Source organism: Sphingomonas crusticola, assembly GCF_003391115.1.
GTDB lineage: Bacteria > Pseudomonadota > Alphaproteobacteria > Sphingomonadales > Sphingomonadaceae > Sphingomonas_I > Sphingomonas_I crusticola.
The window spans coordinates 2,004,684-2,024,326 of sequence record NZ_QTJP01000001.1; the positions used below are offsets into that span (position 1 = coordinate 2,004,684).

The following is a 19,643-nucleotide window of genomic DNA, read 5'->3' on the forward strand; positions in this document are numbered from 1 at the left end:
GCTCGCAATGACGGGTGGAAGGGCCTCCCTCTCGTCAGATCTGCGGCACCACCGCGTCCATGATCGTGATGCGTTTGCCGGTGTCCGCGCCGACGCTCGACTGGGTGACGAGGATGGTCGCGCCCGGCTTCAACTCCGCCTTTACCAGTTCGTAGAAGCGGCGCGGAAAGCGCGCACGGTTGATCGTGGCCTCGTCCAGCTCGCGCCCCGCATCCTCGCTATGGCCGGGCAAGCCGACATAGAGCCAGCGCGCCTTGCCGTCCTTGCCCACGGTCAGGGTGATGACGTGGGAGCCGGGATCGTCGTCGTTGATGATGGCCGCGCTGCGCCCGATCTCGAAACCGTTACGCAGCACCACCACCCGCTGATCATGCTTGGAAATGATGATGCTGAGCGGCCCGGTGGGCGAACGCTCCGGCGTCCAGCGAAACTCCTCCGCATCGAGGTCGCTTTGCTCGATCGGTCTCCCCTTGGCATCGATCGGCAGCAGCAGGCTCGATTCGCTCGTCAGCGCCTTCTTCGCCGCATCGCCCTGAACGACCACAGTCGCGCCCAGCCTAGTGATGCCGAACAACGCGCGGGCGAAGCCGATCGGCAGGTGCACGCAGCCATGGCTTTCGGGGTAGCCGGGCAGGCCACCCGCATGAAGCGCCACTCCATCCCACGTCAGCCTTGCTGAAAGGGCATGGGCGCGCTGTTATAGACGTTCGACCGGTGGTTGGCATCCTTTTGCAGGATGGTGAAGACACCGGTCGGCGTCGCATATCCATCCTTGCCCGAGGAGATGGTGCTGACCGCCATTCGGATGCCGTTGCGATAGACGGTAGCGCGCTGCCGCGACAGATCGACATAGATGAGCAACGGGCCGGCAGGCGCCACCTGCGGCGCCCAGATCCACTGGCCGGGCCTGAGCTTCTCGGCCATACGCGCCAGCTCGGGCGGCGAGCTGGCGGTGGCACCCTGCGCGTGGAGCGGCGAGCCTGACCCTAGCACAAGGGCAGCCATGCCGATCATCACGCTGAGGCATCGCTGGGTCATATCGCTTCTCCGGTCCCTTGCCGTTAGGTCATCGTACCAATCGCCAGGGCAACTTGACTACAGCTGTAATAAAGGTGTACCACTTGGATAACACAGTGGAGTGATGCCGATGCGCCAAATCATCCTTTCCGCCCTGATCGCCGCCAGTGCTGCCGCGCCCGCCCTGGCGGGAGAGCGTTCGTTCCCGACCGGTGGCAATTTCGATCGTGTGTCGAACAGCACGCCGTTCGACGTCTATGTCCATACCGGGAAAGCGCCGGGGATTCATGCCGTCGGCACGGACCAGGCATTGGATCGCCTCCGGATCGAGAATCGTGGCGGACAGCTTCGTATCGGCACCAAATCCGGCAGCTGGTTCTCCGGCTGGAACTGGGGCCAGAGCGGGCGGCTGCGGATTGACGTGACGGTGCCGATGGTCTCCGAAGTCAGCCTTGCCGGCCCGGGCAACATGATTGTCGACGTCGTGCGCACCCGCGATTTCGGCGCGCATGTGTCCGGACCCGGCACGGTCAAAGTCGCGGCGGTCGAGGCGGGGGGAGTCACGCTGAGCATGAGCGGCCCCGGGGACATATCGATCGCGGGCCATGCCGGCCGCGCGGTGATGAATGTGTCAGGCCCGGGCAATATCCGTGCCGCCAATCTCTCCCTCGCCGAGGCGAGCGTTACGGTCAGCGGCCCCGGCGATGTCGATGCAAACGTCACCCGCACCGCCGACGTGAGCGTTTCCGGCCCGGGCGACGTGCGTATCCGTGGCGGCGCACGCTGCTCGACGCACAAAAGCGGGCCGGGCAGCATCAACTGCGGTTAAGGCCGCTGCCTACCGTTTGGGCTGAGCTTGTGACTGCTGCCTCTCCCGCTCATCCTGAGGTGGAATCGAGTAGCGGCATAGCCGCGTATCGAGAGCCCGTATCGAAGGACCGCTGAGGCGAGCGTGCTTCGAGACGCGTGAAGCAGGCACGCCATGTCCCCCGGACATGGCTGCGAATTGCCGGGGGCAATTCGCACCTGCTCACGCTCGATACGGCCTTCCAGGCCTACTCGGTCTCTCTTCAGCATGAGCGGGTGTGGAGGTTGGGTCAGATCAAATAGAGCGAGGCCAGTTCGCGCACGAGGCCGGTCGGGAGCGTGGCGAGATCATCGGTATCGCCGCCGAGATCCGTCGGGGCATCCGCGCCGGTGAGATAGCGCCAGCCCTGGTGCGCGCGTTTGGGACGGACACGCACGGACACCAACGCTGCTTCGAGGCGGATCAGGCAATGGCCGCGCTCATCCTCCTCGAAGCGCAGGATGCGGCTGCGCGCGACCAGCTGATGCTTGATGATCCAATAGAGCGAGCCGCCGATCAGTTCGGCATGGCGAGTCGGGCGATAGCGCGTGGTGATATAGGTCTCGCCGCCTTCGGCCCGGCCGGTCAGCCGCGCGCGCAGCAGATCGGCGTCCGAACAACCGACCGCGACCTTGGTGAGATGAAGCAGGGACACGGCACCAATCTGGCGCCTGTTCGCGCCGGTTCAAGCTAGCCGGTCAGGCCGAACAAGGCGGCCAAGCCAAGGAAGGTGAAAAAGCCCAAACAATCGGTGCACATCGTCAGAAACACCGCCGACGATACCGCGGGATCGAATTTCAGCCGGTCCATCGTCAGCGGGATCAGCACCCCGGCAAAGCCGGCCACCAGATTGTTGATCAGGATGGCGAGGCCGAACACGAACGACAGATCGGGCCGGCCGAAGATCCACCATGATCCAAGCCCGATCAGCGAGCCGAGCACGATGCCGTTGGAGGCGGCGATGCGCAGTTCGCGGAAGATCATTCGCAGCGAATTGGAGCTGGTGAGCTGGTTGGTAGCGAGCGCGCGCACCACCACCGCCAAGGTCTGGGTGCCGGCATTGCCGCCCATGCCCGAAACGATCGTCATCAAGGCCGACAGCAACGCAAAACGGGCGATTTCGTTCTGGAAGGCGCCGATGACCGAGGCGGCGATCATGGCCGTGCCGAGATTGATCACCAGCCAGATCAGGCGCGTGCGAACCGTGAAACGGATCGGCTCGTTGATGTCGCCCATGCCGGCGCCCGACAGGCGGGTAATATCCTCGCCGGCCTCTTCCTGGATGATGTGGACGATGTCGTCGACCGTGATCATGCCGACGAGCCGCTCGTTATGGTCGACCACGGCGGCGGAAATCAGCCCATATTTCTGGAAGCGGAGCGCGACCTCTTCCTGATCCATGTCGACCGGGATGAGCGTCTGTTCGCGCTCCATCACGTCGGCGATCGGCACCTTGCGCTGCGAGCGCAGGATCCACGACAATTTGCAGGTGCCGACCGGGTGGTGGCCGTGATCGACCACGAACACTTCCCAGAAATCCTCAGTCAGATCCCGGTTGCCGCGCAGATAATCGAGCACGTTGCCGACCGTCCAATGCTCGGGAACCGCGATCAGATCGCGCTGCATCAGCCGGCCGGCCGATTCCTCGGGATAGGACAAGGCCTCTTCGATCGCGGCGCGATCGTCCGGCTCCATCGCGCGCAGGACCTCGCGCTGGTCCTCGATATCCATGTCCTCGATGATCGCGACCGCGTCGTCGGTCTCGAGCTCCGAAGCGAGGTCGGCGACCTGCTGGGCGCTCAATGCCTCCAGCACCTCGTCGCGGACCCAGTCGTTCATTTCGGCAAGCACATCGCCATCGAGCAATTCGGCCAGCGCGCGCGCGAGCGGCTGGCGTTGATCGGCCGGCGCCAGCTCGAACAGATCGGCAATGTCGGCGGGGTGGAGCGGCTCGACCAGTGCGCGCGCCTGAGCGACCTCGTCCGCCTCGACATGTTCGATGACCGCGTCGATGAAGTCGGGGGTCAGCCGATCCTCCTCGTCATGCGAGGGTTCGGGCACGATCGGCTCGTCCGCGAGGTCGATGCGATCGGCGATGTCGGTTTCGCGCTCGCTCATACCCACCTCCCGCAACGCTGCCGCTCGCTTAAGCTGCACATTCCGGCTTGTCAGCCCTTCATCGGCGCGAAAGCCATCCCATATGGTTCAGGTGACCTATCGCCTCTCCGTTCTCGACCAGTCGCCCATCGCCGCGGGTTCGACCGCGACCGATGCCCTCCACAATACGCTCGACCTTGCACAGGCGGCCGATGCTCTCGGTTATCACCGCTATTGGCTGGCCGAGCACCATGCTTCGCGCTCGCTGGCGGGCGTCGCGCCGGAGGTGATGATCGGGCCGGTGGCGCTGGCAACCAATCGCATCCGGGTCGGATCGGGCGGCATCATGTTGCCCCATTATTCGCCGTTCAAGGTCGCGGAGATGTTCGCAATGCTGTCCGCGCTGGCGCCGGGCCGGATTGACCTGGGCCTCGGCCGCGCACCCGGTAGCGACCAGCGCACCGCATTCGCGCTCCAGCGCGATCGCAGCCGGCGCATGCCCAACGACTTTCCCGACATGCTCGACGAGCTGACGGCTTACCTGCAGGGGACGATGCCGCAGGACCATGCCTTCGCGCCGCTGCAAGATCTGATGCCGACCGGCGGCGGCATACCCGAATTGTGGATGCTCGGCTCCTCGCCCGAATCGGCCTATTGGGCGGCGGAGCGCGGCCTGCCTTATTGCTTCGCCGACTTCATCAATTCCGACGGCGCGCATCTTGCGCGTACCTATCGCGCAAATTTCCGCCCATCCGCGCAGCTCGCCGAGCCCTATGTCATGGCCGCCACCTGGACAATCGCCGCGCCGAGCGCGGAGGAGGCGGAGCGGCTCGCGGCACCCGCGCGCATGATGTTCGCCCACCTGGTCAGCGGCACGCCCATCCCCGTTCCCTCGGTCGAGGATGCGCTGGCGTGGCTCGATGCCAATCCGCAGGCCAACCGCCAGCGCCGCCGCACCGTGCTGGGTACGCCGCTGCAGGTGCGGGCGGGGCTGGATGAGGTCGCCGCCGATTATACCGCGGACGAATTGATGCTGGTCAACATCCTGCCCGATCACGCCGCGCGCAAGCGCTCCTACGAACTGGTCGCCGCCGAATATGGGCTGGCGCCCGTCACCGCCGCTGCTTAAGCGCGCCCAACCGAATTTTGGAGAATCGACCATGGCCGACGACACGCTGACGCTCACCCTCGATACCGGTAACGACACGGGCGGCGACGTCGTGATCAAGCTGCGCCCCGATCTGGCACCGGGCCATGTCGCGCGCATCACCGAGCTCGCCCAGGAAGGTTTCTACGACGGGGTCGTGTTCCACCGCGTCATCCCCGGCTTCATGGCCCAGGGCGGCGATCCGACCGGCACCGGCATGGGCGGATCGAAGAAGCCCGACATCAAGGCCGAATTCTCGTCCGAGCCGCACGTTCGCGGCATCTGCTCGATGGCCCGCTCTTCCAACCCCAACAGCGCCAACAGCCAGTTCTTCATCGTGTTCGACGACGCGACCTTTCTCGACCGCCAATATACGGTGTGGGGCGAGGTGACGTCGGGCATGGAGCATGTCGACGCGCTGCCCAAGGGCGAGCCGCCGCGCGCGCCCGGCAAGATCGTCAAGGCGACCATTTCCTAATTGTCGAACAGCTCCTCCCTGCGGGGAGGAGCTTTCAAGCGATCGTCTCGAACAGCCAGTCGTGGAAGATCTTCACGGCGCGGTTGGACAGGCCCGTGCGGCGCGCCGCGAACCAGTAACTGTAACTCGAATCCGCGACCTCGTCGAAAATGCGCACGAGGCGCGGATCGTGCGAGCCTTCGACATGCTCGTCGAGCATGAACGCCACGCCCAGACCCTGCGCAGCCGCGTCGAGGATCAGCTGGCCCGAATCGAAATGGTCGGTCGCCTGCGGCTCCAGATCGGGCCGCCCGATCGATTCGCGCCAGATGTTGAACAATTCCGGCATGTCGCGGTGGACGAGGATGGTGGCATGGGCGAGATCGTCGGGCTTGCGGATCGCGCCGGAACCCTCGCGCAACTTCGGCGAGCCGATCGCCGCGACCCGGCTCTGCGCAATCTTGCGCGAATAGAGCGCCGGGTCGATCTCCCGCGCGATTACGATCGCAGCATCGAGTCCCTCTCCGAGCCGCGCCAGCGCATGCGGTTGGGTATCGAGATCGATGTGGAGCGATTCGTGCCGGGCGCGCAGTTCAGGCAATCGGCCGATCAAGCGCTGCGATGCAAAAAGCGGCGGGACATTGAGTCGCAGCCGTAACAAATCCCCCTCCCCGGTGGTTGCGTCGATTGCAACGGCAAGTGCATCGAGGGCGGGGGCGACCCGTGCCAGCAACTGCTCCCCGTCATTGTTGAGCATCATCGCCTGATGGCGCCGTTCGAACAGCGGGCGGGCGACGAAGCGCTCAAGCGATTGGATGCGCCTGCTGAGGGCTGGCGAGGATAAGGCCAGCTCTTCGGCGGCAGCCTTGACCGAGCCCAGGCGCGCAACCTGCACGAATGCCTCTACGGCCGTGAGCGGGGGAAGCCGACGCACATCATTCTCCCTCGAGCCGGTCCCAAGTCTCGACGTTACCGGCGCAACGCCAACGTAACAAAGCGAAGTGTGGATGCGAATTGCGCAATTCGCAATCGCAAAACATCGCTTCGCACTTGCACAATGTTAGCGCAACCAGCATAACGGACCCGCCTTTCAGGCATCCTCTCCTAAACTTTCAGGGCCGGTTCCTTCGGGAGCCGGCCTTTTTTTCTGGAGTGACCAAGGCGGGATAGGTGCGGGCGTGCGTATAGCTGCCAAGTGCTTGCGATCGAGCCTGCTTTTGTCGCCTCGCCAGGCCGCGAGGCTGCCACGCTTCGTCTCACCGCTGCGCTGCCGCATGCAGCGAACGGGATTGCAGGGCGTCTCTCGCTTGCCATTACGTGTCAGTTTTGCGACGGGTCAAAGACGTTTCGCGTTACAGGGATCGCTGCACCATGAATTCACCGGTTGCCGAGCAGGCGCTCAAGCGAACCGCGCGCCGCCGCCCGAGTGCAGGGCCCGGGCCGCTAGCCATGTTCTTCAAGGGCTTCCTGCGCCACCCGGTGATGGTCGGCTCGATCATCCCCTCGTCGCGCAAGCTGATCCGCACGATGCTGTCGCGTACCGACTGGGCCAATACCAAATTGTTCGTCGAATATGGTCCCGGCGTCGGCACATTCTGCCAGGCGGTGCTCGATCGCATGGGCCCGGACGCGACCTATATCGCGATCGATACCAATCCCGACTTTACCGACTATCTAGCGCGCACGATTAGCGACCCGCGCTTCATACCCGTCTTGGGCTCGGCTGCCGACGTGCGGCGCATCATCAACGATCACGGCCACGAGCAGGCGGACTATATCCTTTCGGGCCTGCCCTTTTCGACGCTGCCGCCCGGCGTCGGCGGCAAGATCGCGACCGAGACCGCAGCGGTGCTGCGTGTCGGAGGCGCTTTCCTGGTCTACCAATTTTCGCCCAAGGTCCGCGACTTCCTGGAAATGGGCTTCCAGCGGATCGACCATGCGTTCGAGCCGATCAATATCCCCCCTGCCCAGCTCTACTGGGCCTGGAAGGACTAAACGACCTCCGCGACGGAGCAGGCTGCGGCTTAGTCGTCACTGGTTGACCCCAAAGTTCAGCCGACGCGTGACGCTCGCGTCGACCACCGCCATCAGATAATAAGCGGCTGCCCAGCGCAGGCGGGTGAGGAAGCCCGCTTTCCTGTGCTGATCGACGGTGATTTCGCGCGAATTGGCGAGCTCGCCCTCGAAATAGCCGCGCATATGATCGGCGAAGGCCTTGTCCTCGACCCGCAGCATGATCTCGAGGTTGAGGAATAGGCTGCGTACGTCGAAATTGGCCGATCCGATGTGCACCACATCGTCGATCACGAACAATTTGGTGTGCAGCTTGAGCGGCTGATATTCGAACACGCGCACGCCGCGCGACAATAGACGATGATAGGTGTGGCGCGCCGCCGCGATCGCGACATCGTGGTCGGTCTTGGACGGCGTGATCACGCGCGCTTCGCCGCCGCGCTTGGCGACCCGCTCGATCGCGCGCATCATGCGCGGCGTCGGCGCGAAATATGCCGCGATCAGGTCGAGCCGCCGGCTCTTCCCCACATCGCTGCGCAGCGTGCGTGCCCATGGACTCAGCCGCCGGGTCGGGCCGCCGAGCAGCCAGCAGGCCTTGCCGCCCTTGGGGTTGCTCCACCGGCCGAGCGCGTGGCGCAAGTCGCGCAGCGGCGCCTGGGCCTGATGCGTCCATTTGGCGAGTGCGTCGAAATAACTCGCGAGCCGCTGCGCCGCCGGGCCCTCGACGCAGATGCCGAGATCGCGCCAGCCTTTCTGCTCGTCGAAATAATCATTTTCGACGTTGAAGCCGCCGACGATCGCATGATGTTCGTCCGCCAGCGCCAGCTTCTGGTGGTTGCGCAACAGATAACGCCGCCCATAACGCGGCAGGAAATGGCAAACGTCGGCGCCCAGCGCTTGCAGCGGCTTGAAGAAATCGGGTTTGGCCGAGCTGCCGAAGCCGTCGACGATCAGCGAGACGGCGACGCCGCGTTCCAGTGCGCGCTCCATTGCGGCCCGCACCTCGCGGCCGGTCTCGTCATCGGTGTAGATATAATAAAGCAGCCGCAGATTTTCCTTAGCCCCGTCGATCAGGGCGATCAGCGCCTTCAGCCGCTCCGGGCCGGCGACAAGCAAGGTCAGCCGATTGCCATCGACGGTAAAATGTTTGGACGGGCTTTCCGCGTGCGGGTGCGGGGAGGTCTTCAATGATGGTTTCGTTGACTCTGGCACTCGCTCGTCCTATCTCGCCGCTCTTCAACACTCACCAAATGCTTGGTCAAGCGGAGCGTTCAGAATGGCGCGCGTTACCGTCGAAGATTGCGTCGACAAAATTCCCAACCGGTTCGATCTGGTGCTGCTCGCAGCCCAGCGTGCGCGGCAGATTTCCGGCGGAGCCGAGCTCACGATCGATCGCGATCGCGATAAAAACCCGGTCGTCGCCTTGCGCGAGATTGCGGAAGAGACGGTGGTTCCCGACGAACTGACCGAGGCGGTCGTGCAGAATCTGCAGCGCGTCCAGGTTGACGAGGAAGACGCACCGGATGCGATCGGCTCGCTGTCGGCCTCGGCCGAGGCGCTGCGCCTCACCGCCGCTGCTCCGCCGCGCACCCAGAATCTCGGCGCCGACTACGAATAAGCCGCTCCGGCGCGCTCAGGCAAAAATCAAGGGTCCGGCTCCCGCGAGGGGGCCGGACCCTTTGTCTGTGCGCTGCTGAGAAAGGCTGGTGCCGGCCGTCGGAATCGAACCGACGACCTACCGCTTACAAGGCGGTTGCTCTACCATCTGAGCTAGGCCGGCATGTCGCTGCAGCCCATGCTTCAGATGCTGGAAAAATGCTAGGCTCTGCTGTTTCACGCTCTTGATCGTCATGCCAGCGCAGGCTGGCATCCATCTTCCCTTGCACAAGACGCTGGGGGTGATGGACTCCAGCCTTCGCTGGGGTGATGCCGAAAAGTGAGGGATCAGACCGTGAAACTCTCGCCGCAGCCGCAGCTGCCCTTGGCATTGGGATTGGCGAAGACGAAGCCGGCGGCGAAATCGTCCTCTACCCAGTCCATGTTGCTGCCGATCAGGTAAAGCAGGCTCGCGCCGTCGATATAGAGGTCGCCGCCAGGCGTCGCGACTTTCTCATCCATCGGGCTGGCGCTGGTCACATAGTCCACCGAATAAGCCAGGCCGGAACAGCCGCGACGCGGCGTCGACAGCTTGACCCCGATCGCGCCATCCGGCGCCTGCGCCATCAGGTCGGCGATGCGCCGCTCGGCAGACGGCGTCAGCGTAAGCGCGGCCGGGCGTTGGCGAAGGGTTGTGGCCATTACAACATCCCCAGTTCAAGCTTGGCTTCGTCGGACATCTTCTGCGGGTCCCACGGCGGATCCCACACCAGGTTGACGTCGGCGAGGCCGACGCCGGGCACCGAGCCGACGCGCAATTCGATCTCGCCCGGCATCGATTCCGCCACCGGGCAATGCGGTGTGGTCAGCGTCATCGTCACCGTGACATGCGCATCGTCCGCGATGTCGACGCCATAGATCAGGCCGAGATCGTAGATGTTGACCGGGATTTCCGGATCGTAAATTTCCTTGAGCGCGTCGATCACGCGTTCGTACAGGTCGCCGCCAATCTCGCCCTGCGCCGGCGGAGCGGCGGGCTGGAGGAAGCCGGCGAGATAATCCTTGGCGCGTCCGCTTTCTTCCAGCACGGCATCGTCGACGCGTGCCTTGGGCGGCGCCGGCGGAGCCTCGGTCAATTCCTCGACCTCGATTTTTCGTTCCTCATTCATCCGAAGATACGCCTTACCCGCTCGATACCCTTGACCAACGCGTCCACATCGCCCGGCCCATTATAGACGCCGAAGCTGGCGCGTGCCGTTGCCGGCACCCCCAGCGCCTCCATCAACGGCTGCGCACAATGATGGCCGGCGCGGATCGCAATCCTGCTCTCGTCCAATATGGTGCCGACATCGTGGGGATGAACCCCCTCGACCGCGAAGCTGACGATTCCGGCGGAATCTTCCGGCCCGAACAAGGTCACGCTGTTGAGCTCGCGCAATGCTGCGCGCGTCCGGCGGACCAATGCGGTTTCATGCGCGTGGATCGCTTCCAGCCCGATGCTTTCGACATAATCCATCGCGGCATGCAGTCCCAAAGCGCCGACGATATGCGGCGTGCCCGCCTCGAACCGTGTCGGCGGTGGGGCGTAGGTGGTGCGTTCGAACGAGACCTTGTCGATCATCGATCCGCCGCCCTGCCATGGCGGCATCGCCTCGAGCAGCTCCGGCCGTGCCCACAGGCAGCCGATCCCGGTAGGGCCATATAATTTATGCCCGGAGAAGACGTAGAAATCGCAATCGAGCGCGGCGACGTCGACAATCATGCGCGGCACTGCCTGGCAGCCATCGATCAGCAGTTTAGCGCCCACGCCGTGCGCCAGATGGGCGGCGCGGCGGACGTCGAGTGTCGACCCGAGCACGTTCGAGACATGCGCCAGCGCGACCAATTTGTGCCGCGGCGTCAGCATCTTTTCGACCGCGTCGAGATCGATTCGTCCGTCCTGCGTCAGGGGCGCGACATCGATCGCAATGCCGGTGCGGTCGCGCAGCAATTGCCACGGCACGATGTTGGAATGATGCTCCAGCTGGCTCAGCAGGATGCGGTCGCCCGCCTTGAGGTGGGAGTCGCCCCAGCTTTGCGCGACGAGGTTAATCGCCTCGGTCGCGCCGCGCACGAACACGATCTCGTTGGCCGAGCCCGCATTGAGGAAGGTCGCGACCCGCCGCCGCGCCGCCTCATAAGCCAAAGTCATGTCGGCCGAGCGTTGGTAGACGCCGCGATGCACCGTCGCATAGGTTTCGCCATAGGCCGCCGCGATCGCATCGATCACGACCTGGGGCTTCTGCGCGGTCGCGGCGGTGTCGAGATAGGCCCAGCCGGCGGGGATAGCGGGAAAGTCGGCGACGCGGTCCAAAGGAGCGCCGTTCGTCCCGAGCGAAGTCGAAGGACGTGTTTCGACTTCATGCCCTTGGGCATGAAGTTTATCCTGAGCGCCTGTCTTGCAGGCAGTCGAAGGGCTCAACGCAAACGGGGAAGAAGAAGCGCTCACAGCACCCGCTCCAGCGCTGCATCGATTGCCGCCGCGAACTTCGCCTCGTCCTCCGAGCCGTCGAACAGCCCGCTGACGAACGCGCGCAACAGCACCGCCTTCGCCTCAACCGGCGGCAGGCCGCGGCTGGCGAGATAGAATAATGCCTGCGCATCAAGCTCGCCGACGGTCGCGCCATGCGCGCACTTCACGTCGTCGGCATAGATTTCGAGCTCGGGCTTGGCATTCACGGCCGCTGTGCGATCCAGCAGCATGCCCTTCACCGACTGGACCGAGTCCGTCTTCTGCGCATCGCGCGAGACCGCGACCTTGCCGAGATAGGAGATGGTGCCGTTGCTGCCGGCAATGCCGCGCACCGTCTGCCGGCTGGTTGCGCCTGCCTCGAAATGGCGCATCGTCGTGACGAGCTCGATCGTCTGGTCCCTGCCCGCTATCAGCGCAGCGTCCAGATCGAATGACGCCCCTTCATAAAGGGTGACGTCCAGCGCGACCCGCCCGAGCGTGCCGCCGCTATTGACGATCTGCATTGCGAAGGACGCGCCGACGCCGACCTCGATGACATAGTCCCGCACAATTGCCGCATCGGCGACGGCGTCTTGGACCAGACTGACATAGTGACTGTCGCCGGCCGGCACGACGATCTTGCCCGGGATCGGCACCGGCCAAATGCGTTCCAGCGCCTGGAGATCGCTATAGCGCCAGGCCTCGTCACGTTTGGTCGGCAGCGACGTCACGCCGCAATATCCGCATAGCCCTCAGCCTCCAGCTGGTGGGCCAGTTCCGGGCCGCCCGAACGCACGATGCGCCCGCCCGCGAGGACATGGACGAAATCCGGCCGCACATAATCGAGCAGCCGCTGATAATGGGTGATCAGCAGAACCGCCTTGCCGGGCTTGCGCATGATCGCGTTGATGCCGGCACCGACGGCACGCAGCGCATCGATATCGAGCCCACTATCGGTCTCGTCGAGGATGGCGAGCTTCGGATCGATGATCCCCATCTGCACCATCTCGGCGCGCTTCTTCTCGCCGCCGGAAAAGCCGACATTGACCGGCCGCTTGAGCATATCCGGATCGAGGCCGAGCGCGTCCGCCTGTGCGCGCGCGCGCTTGATGAAATCGCCGCCCGACAAGGGCTCTTCGCCACGCGAGCGGCGTTGCGCATTGAGCGCCTCGCGCAGGAATTGCAGGTTGGACACGCCCGGAATCTCGACCGGATATTGGAAGCCCAGGAACAGGCCCGCCGCGGCGCGCGCGTGCGGCGCCATTTCGAGCAGATCGGCGCCTTCAAAGGAAACCGAACCCTCGGTCACTTCGTAACCGGGTCGCCCCGCCAGGACATAACCCAGCGTCGATTTCCCGGCGCCATTCGGTCCCATGATCGCATGGATCTCGCCCGCGTTCAGCGACAGCGACAGACCCTTGAGGATCGCCTTGCCGTCGATTTCGGCGTGGAGGTTTTCAATCTTAAGCATCGTCACTTTCTACCGTCAGCCAGCGGATGGCATCCATGCCTCTCTCCACGAATGCGCCCGACGGTGGGAGCAGACATGGACCCCAGCCTTCGCTGGGGCGACGCCACTGGAAATCAGCCAACCGATCCCTCCAGCGAAATCCCCAGCAGTTTCTGCGCCTCGACCGCGAATTCCATCGGCAGTTGCTGCAGCACTTCCTTGGCGAAGCCATTGACGATCAAGGCAACCGCCGCCTCCTGATCGAGCCCGCGCGACATAGCGTAGAAAAGCTGGTCATCGCTTATCTTGCTGGTCGTCGCCTCATGCTCGATCTGCGCGGTCGGATTGCGCACCTCGATATAGGGCACGGTGTGCGCGCCGCAGTCGGAGCCGAGCAGCAGGCTGTCGCACTGGGTGAAGTTGCGGACATTCTCCGCCGTCGGGCCGACGCGGACGAGTCCGCGATAGGTGTTGTCCGACTTGCCGGCCGAGATGCCCTTCGACACGATCGTCGAGCGCGACCCCTTGCCCAAGTGGATCATCTTGGTGCCGGTGTCGGCCTGCTGATGATTGTTGGTGACCGCGACCGAATAGAATTCGCCGACGCTATTCTCGCCCGCCAGCACGCAGCTCGGATATTTCCAGGTGACCGCGCTGCCGGTCTCAACCTGGGTCCACGAAACCTTGCTGTTGCGGCCCTGGCAGAGCGCGCGCTTGGTCACGAAATTATAGATGCCGCCGACGCCGTTGGCATCGCCCGGATACCAATTCTGCACGGTCGAATATTTGATCTCGGCATCGTCGAGCGCGACCAGTTCGACCACGGCGGCATGGAGCTGGTTCTCGTCGCGCATCGGCGCGGTGCAGCCCTCCAGGTAGGAGACGTAGCTGCCCTTGTCGGCGACGATCAAGGTGCGCTCGAACTGGCCGGTATTTGCGGCGTTGATCCGGAAATAGGTGCTCAATTCCATCGGGCAGCGCACGCCTTCGGGAATGTAGACGAAGGTGCCGTCGGAGAAGACCGCCGCGTTCAACGCCGCGAAATAATTGTCGTGGATCGGCACGACCTTGCCGAGCCATTTGCGCACCAGATCGGGAAATTCCTTCAACGCCTCGCTGATCGAGCGGAAGATGACGCCTGCTCGTTCCAGCTCGGCGCGGAAGGTGGTCGCGACCGAGACGCTGTCAAACACGGCATCGACGGCGATCTTGCGGCTGCCCTCGACGCCGGCGAGCATCTTCTGCTCCTCGATCGGGATGCCGAGCTTTTCATAGACGCGCAAAATCTCGGGATCGACCTCGTCGAGGCTGCCGAGCTTTGGCTTCTCCTTGGGCGCAGCGTAATAATAAGCGTCCTGATAATCGATCGGCGGGATCCTGAGCTTGGCCCAGTCCGGCGTCTCCATCGTCAGCCAGTGGCGATAGGCCTTGAGCCGATAGTCGAGCATCCACTCCGGCTCGCTTTTCTTGGCCGAGATGAAGCGGACGATATCCTCGTTCAGCCCCTTGGGCGCGAACTCCTGCTCGATATCGCTCGAAAAGCCCCATTCGTAGGTCTTCTCGATGGCGGCGTAGGCTTCGGCGTTACGCGTGGCCATGATTACGCCCCCACCGTTCGGGCTGAGCGTGTCGGAGCCCTGTCTTCACTTTCAGCCGTCAGAGAAGAAAAAGGCAGCCCTTCGACAGGCTCAGGGCGAACGGGAGTTTGGGCGAGCGACGCCAAACTCACCCCCGCGAGCGCGCCGCGCATCGCATCGTTGACGGCATTCCAGTGCGGCTTGACCAGGCAGGTGCCCTCAACCGCGCAATCGTGGCGGCCATGGTCGACGCAGGTCGTCATCGCGATCTTGCCTTCCACTGCCTCCACGATATCGGCCAGGCTGATCGCGGACGGATCGCGTGCCAGCCGAAACCCGCCGCCGGTGCCACGCGAAGAAACGATCACGCCCGCCGCCGCGAGCCGGCCGACCAATTTCTGCGCGGTTGGCAAAGGCACGCCGGTCTGCTCGGCAAGACAAGTCGCACTCAGACGTGCACCGTCGCTGCGCGCCGCGGCGGCTAGCATGACAACGGCATAATCAGCGAGATTTGAAAGGCGCATATTGCCCTAATCGGAATGATTCAGTCCGATTACGCAGATGGTCGCTCGGGGGCGCGGGGTCAACCCTCCGCGTCGCCCCAGCAAAGGCTGGGGTCCATGTCTGCTATCACGAGCGCAACGCTGCTTTGAGAGAGATGGATGCCAACCTGCGCTGGCATGACGAATAAGATTACCGCGAATACATGGCCAGCGCATCGCGGCGGAATTGCGCGGCGCTCTCGCCTCGGCTGTAGAACATGTGCCCGCCCGCGTAGAGATTGAGGTTCACCCGCTGCGCTACGCCGAAGCTCGGCATCTGATCGACGATCAGGCGGCTGGCGAAATAAGGGCAGGAGAGATCGTCCATGCCGTGGGCGATCATCACCTGCATCTTGGGATCGTTGGCGATCGCCTTGCGCAGGTCGCCCACGGGAGAATCGCTATTGTCGCGATCCCAGGCGCTGTTCACGTCGTAGGACAGGAGATTATAGCGTGCATTGACCTTCCAGCCGACCTGGTTGGTCATCAGGTCGACTGCGGCGCTGGTGGTCGGCGCGATAATCGCGTCGAGAATCGGATCGTTCGACCTCTGCTCGGCCGCGCCGGGGAAAGGATCGTAGGCGGTTACGTTGGAATCATAGACCGAGCCGATCTTGCCCTCCTGGCGGTGGATTTCGCGCAGGAAAGTGCGGATATCGACCCGCCCTTCGCTGCGGCGGACGATCGCCGGATCGAGCCCGGTATAAGCGGAGACTTTGGCGGTCAGGCGCTCGATCGCCTGCGGATCGGATCGGCCGCGGAACAGGTCGGTTGCGAACTCGCCGCGATCATAGGCCTCGACCTCGGCCAGTGCCGCCGCATTGGACAATTTGCCCTGCCGTTCGAGGTTGGCGGCCGCCATTGACGGCAGCGACACCATGTAGGGCAGAGGCGACAGCGCATTCTCGTCGCTGTCGATCGCCTGGGGGTTGAGATAGGGCGACACCATCGTGATGCCGTTGAGGCCGACGCCGAGCCGGCTCTGCAGATAATAAGCGACGCGCGGGACGCGGTAGCCGCCATAGCTTTCGCCGACGAGATAATGGCGCGAGGTCAGCCGCCCATTCTGGTTGAGCCAGTCAAAGATGACCCGGCTGAGATATTCGATGTCGGTTTTGGCGGTATAGAAGTCGCGCTTGGTCGCGGCTTCGTCCTCCAGCGTGCGACTGAAGCCGGTGCCGATCGGATCGATGAATACGAGATCGGTGAAGTCGAGCCAGCTATTGGCATTGTCGCGCGCAACCGGGCTGTCGGATGGCGCATCGCCCTGCGCGCCGAACTGGACACGCTTCGGCCCGATCGCGCCCAGATTGAGGAAGGCCGACGCCGCGCCCGGGCCGCCGTTGAAGGCGAAGGTCACCGGGCGGCCCGCGCCGCGCCCGGGCACCGTATAGGCGGTATAGACCACCTCGCCGATCTTCTTGCCCTTGGCGTCCTGGATGCCGATCGTGCCGACCGTCACATCATAGGCAAGCAGCTTCCCGCCGATCGTCGCGCTCTGCCGCACCGTCTTGTCGGCGGGCAGCGGTGCCAGCTCGACCTTGTCGGCCGTTTTCTCGTCGGCGGCAAAAGCTGCGGTGGGCATGACGAGCAGAAGCAAAGCGGAAAGGATGTGACGCACGGGATAGGACCTCAGGTGGGACGCGCGCACCATGTTCGAGCCTCCCATGGCGTGCAAGCAGGAACGCGCAAGGCGCACCGTGCGTTGGCGGCGAGAGGAGACGGGGTATGACTCAGGACGATAAGCACGACCACGACAATCCGGACGATCCGCAGCAGCCGGAAGTGCGCCGCGCGCTCGACGCCGGTGACATCAAGGAGTTGCAGCGCAATCCCAGCGACGAGAATGCCAAGCTGGAGGTCGAACTCGATGAGAGCTTTCCCGGCTCGGACGCACCGTCCAGCACGCAGCCGGGCAAGGGCAAGGATCCTGCACCTTCGTCGGGTTACGATCCCGAGGAAGAAGCCCGGCTCGCCGGCGAACATTGAGCAAGCGTTTCGTCGCAATAATGTCATCTGTTGCATAAAAGACATGTTGCGCCGCAGCACGATCCATGATTCTCTCCCATCAGAGCTAGCGTCGCAGGGTTAACGGCCCGGCAAGCATCGCCGGGTTATCCTTGCGGTCTTCTCTTGGTGGGAGGGCAGTATGGGCGTGCAGATGAGACCGGCCGATGGCGCGATGTCCCTGGCTGAAATGAAGGAATTTGCGGGCTTCCCCGCCGCCACACAACGTTATGTGCGGCGCTCCCTCGATATCGGCCTGTCCCGACAAGATGCCATGGCCCGCTGGTCGCGGGACGTGGTCGAGGCCGCCAGCATCAAGGCGCAGGCCCGGATCTATTGCCGCCTCGATCATATTCGCGATCATCTGCCGGACGATAGCGGCCTGGATCAGATGGAGCCCTTCTATACCCCGCTGATCACGATCACGGCATTCGATCTCGGCCAGGGCCGGCTTTCGAGCTTCGCCTCCTACCGCTTCCTGTATGAGCGGCTGATCGGCGGCGGTGTCCGTCCGTGGCTGCCAGGGGCCTTCTGCGCAGCCGCGGCGCTGCCGCACCTTCATCCCGAAAAGCGCCGCCTGCTGCTCCAGTCGATCAGTGAGGCTGCCGCGACCGCGCCGGGTTGGTCGAGCCGCCAGCCCTGCTTCTTTCCCGAGTGGGTCGATAAGATCGAAGAGCCGCTCCCCAACTGACGCGCTGCAACAGCGCGGACGTCGGCTTCGTCTGGGCCTCTGCTACCTGCATGCGGTCCAGAACCCGCCCCTGCGCGCCTCGTCGAGATGGAGATGATCCCGATGGGCGGCATTGTAGTCGGGCGACAAGGTCGTCGCGAACAGCCGGCAGGCGCCGTCGCGCACGTCGTGCAGGAATTGGCCTGTCGCGCCGGCACGGTTCCAGTCGCGCGCGACCGTGATCCGCCGGCCATCGCTTAGCACGAACCCCGCCACGTCGAGCGCGCGGGCACGGCTATGCTCGCTCCAGTCGCCGGTCTCGCGGCCATAGATGCGGCGGCAGGCATAGCTGCCATAATGATCGATCGTGGCGACGCGGGCGCCGAGCCGTTGTTCGGCCGCCGGCTGGACCACCTCCCGCTCCCAAACGGCCAGCGCGGCTGCAAGCGGGCAGGCCAGCGGCGGCGCGGCCGGAGCGTACCGCGCCGTGCGCCGTCCGCCCGCGGCCCAGGCAATGCCATCGTCGAAGCCGCAGCTCTGCTGCCGCCGCGGCGGCAAGGTACGAAAGGCGATCCCCGCCCGCGCGAGCAGGCCCCGGCAAGTCGGGCCCTCCAGCGATGCGATCTTGCCTGCGGTCGCCCGGCCGATCGGCGCGTCGAGGTCGAGCGCCGTCCATGGCAGGTCTTCCGGCGCGAGCCGCGGCAACAGATAGACGAGCAGCAGCGGCACGCCGACCGCCGCGATCAGCATGAACGTCAGCAATCGTCGCAAGCCGCGCAGGAACGCCATCGCTTTCCCCGACGTTCGACGGCATGAGGCGTTCCTTGGGAAGCGCCAACCAGATTCCGGGAGACCTCAGCCAATGTCCGCCACCCGCCTGACCACCAAGCGCGTCGAAAAGCCGTGGGGCCGCCGCGACCTGTGGCCCGCCTTCGAGCCCGTGCCGGAGGGCGGCGCGCCGATCGGCGAGATCTGGTTCGAAGTTGCAGGCGAGCAGGACGGAAGCAGCGACGGGCCGCCGCTGTTGATCAAATATCTGTTCACGAGCGACCGCCTGTCGGTACAGGTCCATCCCGACGATGCGACCGCGCAGAAGCAAGGATATCCGCGCGGCAAGGATGAGGCGTGGGTGATCCTCGCCGCAGATCCGCATGCCTCGATCGCGATCGGCACGTTGAACCCGATGACGCGCGAAGAGCTGCGCGCCTCGGCCGAAGACGGCACGATCGAGCATCTGCTCGACTGGAAGGCGGTTAAGAAGGACGATTCCTATTACACACCGGCGGGCACCGTCCACGCGATCGGCCCGGGCCTGACGCTGATCGAGGTCCAGCAGAATGTCGATCTGACCTACCGGCTCTACGATTATGGCAGCGCGCGCGAACTGCATCTCGATGCCGGCATCGCGGCGAGCAACCCGGTGCCTTACGTCGCCCCCTATAAGGCGCATGCCATCGCGGAAGGCCGCACGATCCTCGCCGACGGCCCGAAATTCGTGCTCGAGCGCTGGACGGGGCCGGGCCGCGGTACCCTGAAGAGCGACGGCCGGCCCTTGTGGCTGGTGCCGATGACGGGCGCCGGCGAGATTGACGGCGCCGCGCTGGAAGCCGGTGGCGTGTGGATGGTCGAGGGAGAGACGGCGCTGACGCTCGACGATCAGGCCGACATGCTGGTCGCCTATCCCAATGCGGGGGTGATCGAGCCGCTGTGGGATCGCACGGGCTAAGCAGTT

At 64.4% G+C, this 19,643-nt stretch carries 23 protein-coding genes and 1 tRNA gene; 8 read left to right on the forward strand and 16 right to left on the reverse strand.

Features of this window, described 5'->3' with window-relative positions; genetic code table 11:
- Positions 1 to 34: 34 nt before the first annotated feature.
- Positions 35 to 655, reverse strand: coding sequence for a hypothetical protein (locus DX905_RS16430; protein WP_338053755.1), 621 nt, complete (start codon positions 653 to 655; stop codon positions 35 to 37).
- A gap of 11 nt (positions 656 to 666) precedes the next feature.
- Positions 667 to 1,038, reverse strand: a complete 372-nt coding sequence (locus DX905_RS16435) for a L,D-transpeptidase family protein (RefSeq protein WP_338053756.1) — start codon at positions 1,036 to 1,038, stop codon at positions 667 to 669.
- A 109-nt stretch (positions 1,039 to 1,147) separates the two neighbouring features.
- Between DX905_RS16435 and DX905_RS09435 the strand changes: the two genes are divergently transcribed.
- Positions 1,148 to 1,846 (forward strand): head GIN domain-containing protein, encoded by a 699-nt coding sequence (locus DX905_RS09435; protein WP_162875543.1) that lies wholly within the window; start codon positions 1,148 to 1,150, stop codon positions 1,844 to 1,846.
- Between the two features lie 268 nt (positions 1,847 to 2,114).
- Here the strand turns inward: DX905_RS09435 and DX905_RS09440 are convergent, their stop codons facing one another.
- Together DX905_RS09440 and mgtE are read right to left on the reverse strand one after the other, a co-directional pair.
- Entirely contained in the window at positions 2,115 to 2,513 is a 399-nt protein-coding gene (locus DX905_RS09440) for a DUF1489 family protein (protein ID WP_116092455.1), read from the reverse strand.
- 41 nt (positions 2,514 to 2,554) lie between these two features.
- Positions 2,555 to 3,982, reverse strand: coding sequence for a magnesium transporter (mgtE, locus tag DX905_RS09445; RefSeq protein WP_116091123.1), 1,428 nt, complete (start codon positions 3,980 to 3,982; stop codon positions 2,555 to 2,557).
- An 82-nt stretch (positions 3,983 to 4,064) separates the two neighbouring features.
- Between mgtE and DX905_RS09450 the strand changes: the two genes are divergently transcribed.
- Both DX905_RS09450 and DX905_RS09455 read left to right on the forward strand, forming a co-directional pair.
- Complete coding sequence (locus DX905_RS09450) at positions 4,065 to 5,090, forward strand: LLM class flavin-dependent oxidoreductase (RefSeq protein WP_116091124.1); 1,026 nt, start codon at positions 4,065 to 4,067, stop codon at positions 5,088 to 5,090.
- A 31-nt stretch (positions 5,091 to 5,121) separates the two neighbouring features.
- The gene (locus DX905_RS09455; protein ID WP_116092456.1) at positions 5,122 to 5,586 is read left to right on the forward strand and encodes a peptidylprolyl isomerase; all 465 of its coding nucleotides are present in this window, start codon (positions 5,122 to 5,124) and stop codon (positions 5,584 to 5,586) included.
- 34 nt (positions 5,587 to 5,620) lie between these two features.
- Here DX905_RS09455 and DX905_RS09460 read toward each other — a convergent pair whose 3' ends face one another.
- Positions 5,621 to 6,499, reverse strand: a complete 879-nt coding sequence (locus tag DX905_RS09460) for a LysR substrate-binding domain-containing protein (RefSeq protein WP_116091125.1) — start codon at positions 6,497 to 6,499, stop codon at positions 5,621 to 5,623.
- Positions 6,500 to 7,014: 515 nt separating this feature from the next.
- Here DX905_RS09460 and DX905_RS09465 point away from each other — a divergent pair.
- Positions 7,015 to 7,560 carry a class I SAM-dependent methyltransferase gene (locus DX905_RS09465; protein ID WP_420822153.1) on the forward strand — a complete coding sequence of 182 codons (546 nt, stop codon included), beginning with the start codon at positions 7,015 to 7,017 and terminating at the stop codon, positions 7,558 to 7,560.
- Between the two features lie 36 nt (positions 7,561 to 7,596).
- Here DX905_RS09465 and DX905_RS09470 read toward each other — a convergent pair whose 3' ends face one another.
- Positions 7,597 to 8,766: a phospholipase D-like domain-containing protein gene (locus DX905_RS09470; RefSeq protein WP_116091127.1), complete on the reverse strand. Its 1,170-nt coding sequence runs from the start codon at positions 8,764 to 8,766 to the stop codon at positions 7,597 to 7,599.
- 88 nt (positions 8,767 to 8,854) lie between these two features.
- On the opposite strand from DX905_RS09470, the gene rpoZ reads away from it, so the two are divergent.
- A complete protein-coding gene (gene rpoZ, locus DX905_RS09475) occupies positions 8,855 to 9,196 on the forward strand; it encodes a DNA-directed RNA polymerase subunit omega (protein ID WP_116091128.1) in 342 nt (113 codons plus the stop codon).
- Positions 9,197 to 9,282: 86 nt separating this feature from the next.
- Here rpoZ and DX905_RS09480 read toward each other — a convergent pair.
- From DX905_RS09480 to DX905_RS09520, 9 genes are all read right to left on the reverse strand, one after another.
- Positions 9,283 to 9,358, reverse strand: a tRNA-Thr gene (locus DX905_RS09480).
- Between the two features lie 164 nt (positions 9,359 to 9,522).
- On the reverse strand, positions 9,523 to 9,876 hold the full coding sequence (locus tag DX905_RS09485) for a HesB/IscA family protein (RefSeq protein WP_116091129.1): 354 nt from the start codon (positions 9,874 to 9,876) through the stop codon (positions 9,523 to 9,525).
- Complete coding sequence (locus DX905_RS09490; protein ID WP_116091130.1) at positions 9,876 to 10,343, reverse strand: SUF system Fe-S cluster assembly protein; 468 nt, start codon at positions 10,341 to 10,343, stop codon at positions 9,876 to 9,878. The genes DX905_RS09485 and DX905_RS09490 overlap by 1 nt, the downstream gene beginning before the upstream one ends.
- Positions 10,340 to 11,527, reverse strand: coding sequence for a cysteine desulfurase (locus tag DX905_RS09495; RefSeq protein ID WP_116091131.1), 1,188 nt, complete (start codon positions 11,525 to 11,527; stop codon positions 10,340 to 10,342). Before DX905_RS09495 ends, DX905_RS09490 begins: the two co-directional genes overlap by 4 nt.
- Before the next feature lie 131 nt (positions 11,528 to 11,658).
- Positions 11,659 to 12,396 carry a SufB/SufD family protein gene (locus DX905_RS09500; RefSeq protein ID WP_116091132.1) on the reverse strand — a complete coding sequence of 246 codons (738 nt, stop codon included), beginning with the start codon at positions 12,394 to 12,396 and terminating at the stop codon, positions 11,659 to 11,661.
- Complete coding sequence (sufC, locus tag DX905_RS09505; RefSeq protein ID WP_116091133.1) at positions 12,393 to 13,136, reverse strand: Fe-S cluster assembly ATPase SufC; 744 nt, start codon at positions 13,134 to 13,136, stop codon at positions 12,393 to 12,395. The genes DX905_RS09500 and sufC overlap by 4 nt, the downstream gene beginning before the upstream one ends.
- Before the next feature lie 113 nt (positions 13,137 to 13,249).
- Positions 13,250 to 14,713, reverse strand: coding sequence for a Fe-S cluster assembly protein SufB (sufB, locus tag DX905_RS09510; protein ID WP_116091134.1), 1,464 nt, complete (start codon positions 14,711 to 14,713; stop codon positions 13,250 to 13,252).
- Between the two features lie 2 nt (positions 14,714 to 14,715).
- Entirely contained in the window at positions 14,716 to 15,216 is a 501-nt protein-coding gene (locus DX905_RS09515; RefSeq protein WP_116091135.1) for an SUF system Fe-S cluster assembly regulator, read from the reverse strand.
- Between the two features lie 169 nt (positions 15,217 to 15,385).
- A complete protein-coding gene (locus DX905_RS09520; protein ID WP_116091136.1) occupies positions 15,386 to 16,888 on the reverse strand; it encodes a S10 family peptidase in 1,503 nt (500 codons plus the stop codon).
- A gap of 74 nt (positions 16,889 to 16,962) precedes the next feature.
- Between DX905_RS09520 and DX905_RS09525 the strand changes: the two genes are divergently transcribed.
- Together DX905_RS09525 and DX905_RS09530 are read left to right on the forward strand one after the other, a co-directional pair.
- Positions 16,963 to 17,223 carry a hypothetical protein gene (locus DX905_RS09525; RefSeq protein ID WP_116091137.1) on the forward strand — a complete coding sequence of 87 codons (261 nt, stop codon included), beginning with the start codon at positions 16,963 to 16,965 and terminating at the stop codon, positions 17,221 to 17,223.
- A gap of 160 nt (positions 17,224 to 17,383) precedes the next feature.
- Positions 17,384 to 17,932, forward strand: coding sequence for a hypothetical protein (locus tag DX905_RS09530; protein WP_116091138.1), 549 nt, complete (start codon positions 17,384 to 17,386; stop codon positions 17,930 to 17,932).
- Between the two features lie 42 nt (positions 17,933 to 17,974).
- Here DX905_RS09530 and DX905_RS09535 read toward each other — a convergent pair whose 3' ends face one another.
- Positions 17,975 to 18,700 carry an extensin-like domain-containing protein gene (locus tag DX905_RS09535; protein WP_116091139.1) on the reverse strand — a complete coding sequence of 242 codons (726 nt, stop codon included), beginning with the start codon at positions 18,698 to 18,700 and terminating at the stop codon, positions 17,975 to 17,977.
- Positions 18,701 to 18,773: 73 nt separating this feature from the next.
- Here DX905_RS09535 and DX905_RS09540 point away from each other — a divergent pair, with 73 nt between their 5' ends.
- Positions 18,774 to 19,637: a class I mannose-6-phosphate isomerase gene (locus DX905_RS09540; protein WP_116091140.1), complete on the forward strand. Its 864-nt coding sequence runs from the start codon at positions 18,774 to 18,776 to the stop codon at positions 19,635 to 19,637.
- The last annotated feature ends 6 nt before the right edge of the window (positions 19,638 to 19,643 follow it).

Coding starts and splice junctions, on each gene's coding strand:
- DX905_RS09435 (WP_162875543.1), top strand. CDS start 1,148: ATGCGCCAAATCATCCTTTCCGCCCTGATCGCCGCCAGTGCTGCCGCG.
- DX905_RS09485 (WP_116091129.1), bottom strand. CDS start 9,876: ATGGCCACAACCCTTCGCCAACGCCCGGCCGCGCTTACGCTGACGCCG.
- DX905_RS09515 (WP_116091135.1), bottom strand. CDS start 15,216: ATGCGCCTTTCAAATCTCGCTGATTATGCCGTTGTCATGCTAGCCGCC.
- DX905_RS09450 (WP_116091124.1), top strand. CDS start 4,065: ATGGTTCAGGTGACCTATCGCCTCTCCGTTCTCGACCAGTCGCCCATC.
- sufB (WP_116091134.1), bottom strand. CDS start 14,713: ATGGCCACGCGTAACGCCGAAGCCTACGCCGCCATCGAGAAGACCTAC.
- sufC (WP_116091133.1), bottom strand. CDS start 13,136: ATGCTTAAGATTGAAAACCTCCACGCCGAAATCGACGGCAAGGCGATC.
- rpoZ (WP_116091128.1), top strand. CDS start 8,855: ATGGCGCGCGTTACCGTCGAAGATTGCGTCGACAAAATTCCCAACCGG.
- DX905_RS09530 (WP_116091138.1), top strand. CDS start 17,384: ATGGGCGTGCAGATGAGACCGGCCGATGGCGCGATGTCCCTGGCTGAA.
- mgtE (WP_116091123.1), bottom strand. CDS start 3,982: ATGAGCGAGCGCGAAACCGACATCGCCGATCGCATCGACCTCGCGGAC.
- DX905_RS09455 (WP_116092456.1), top strand. CDS start 5,122: ATGGCCGACGACACGCTGACGCTCACCCTCGATACCGGTAACGACACG.
- DX905_RS09520 (WP_116091136.1), bottom strand. CDS start 16,888: ATGGTGCGCGCGTCCCACCTGAGGTCCTATCCCGTGCGTCACATCCTT.
- DX905_RS09490 (WP_116091130.1), bottom strand. CDS start 10,343: ATGAATGAGGAACGAAAAATCGAGGTCGAGGAATTGACCGAGGCTCCG.
- DX905_RS16435 (WP_338053756.1), bottom strand. CDS start 1,038: ATGACCCAGCGATGCCTCAGCGTGATGATCGGCATGGCTGCCCTTGTG.
- DX905_RS09465 (WP_420822153.1), top strand. CDS start 7,015: ATGTTCTTCAAGGGCTTCCTGCGCCACCCGGTGATGGTCGGCTCGATC.
- DX905_RS09535 (WP_116091139.1), bottom strand. CDS start 18,700: ATGGCGTTCCTGCGCGGCTTGCGACGATTGCTGACGTTCATGCTGATC.
- DX905_RS09540 (WP_116091140.1), top strand. CDS start 18,774: ATGTCCGCCACCCGCCTGACCACCAAGCGCGTCGAAAAGCCGTGGGGC.
- DX905_RS09525 (WP_116091137.1), top strand. CDS start 16,963: ATGACTCAGGACGATAAGCACGACCACGACAATCCGGACGATCCGCAG.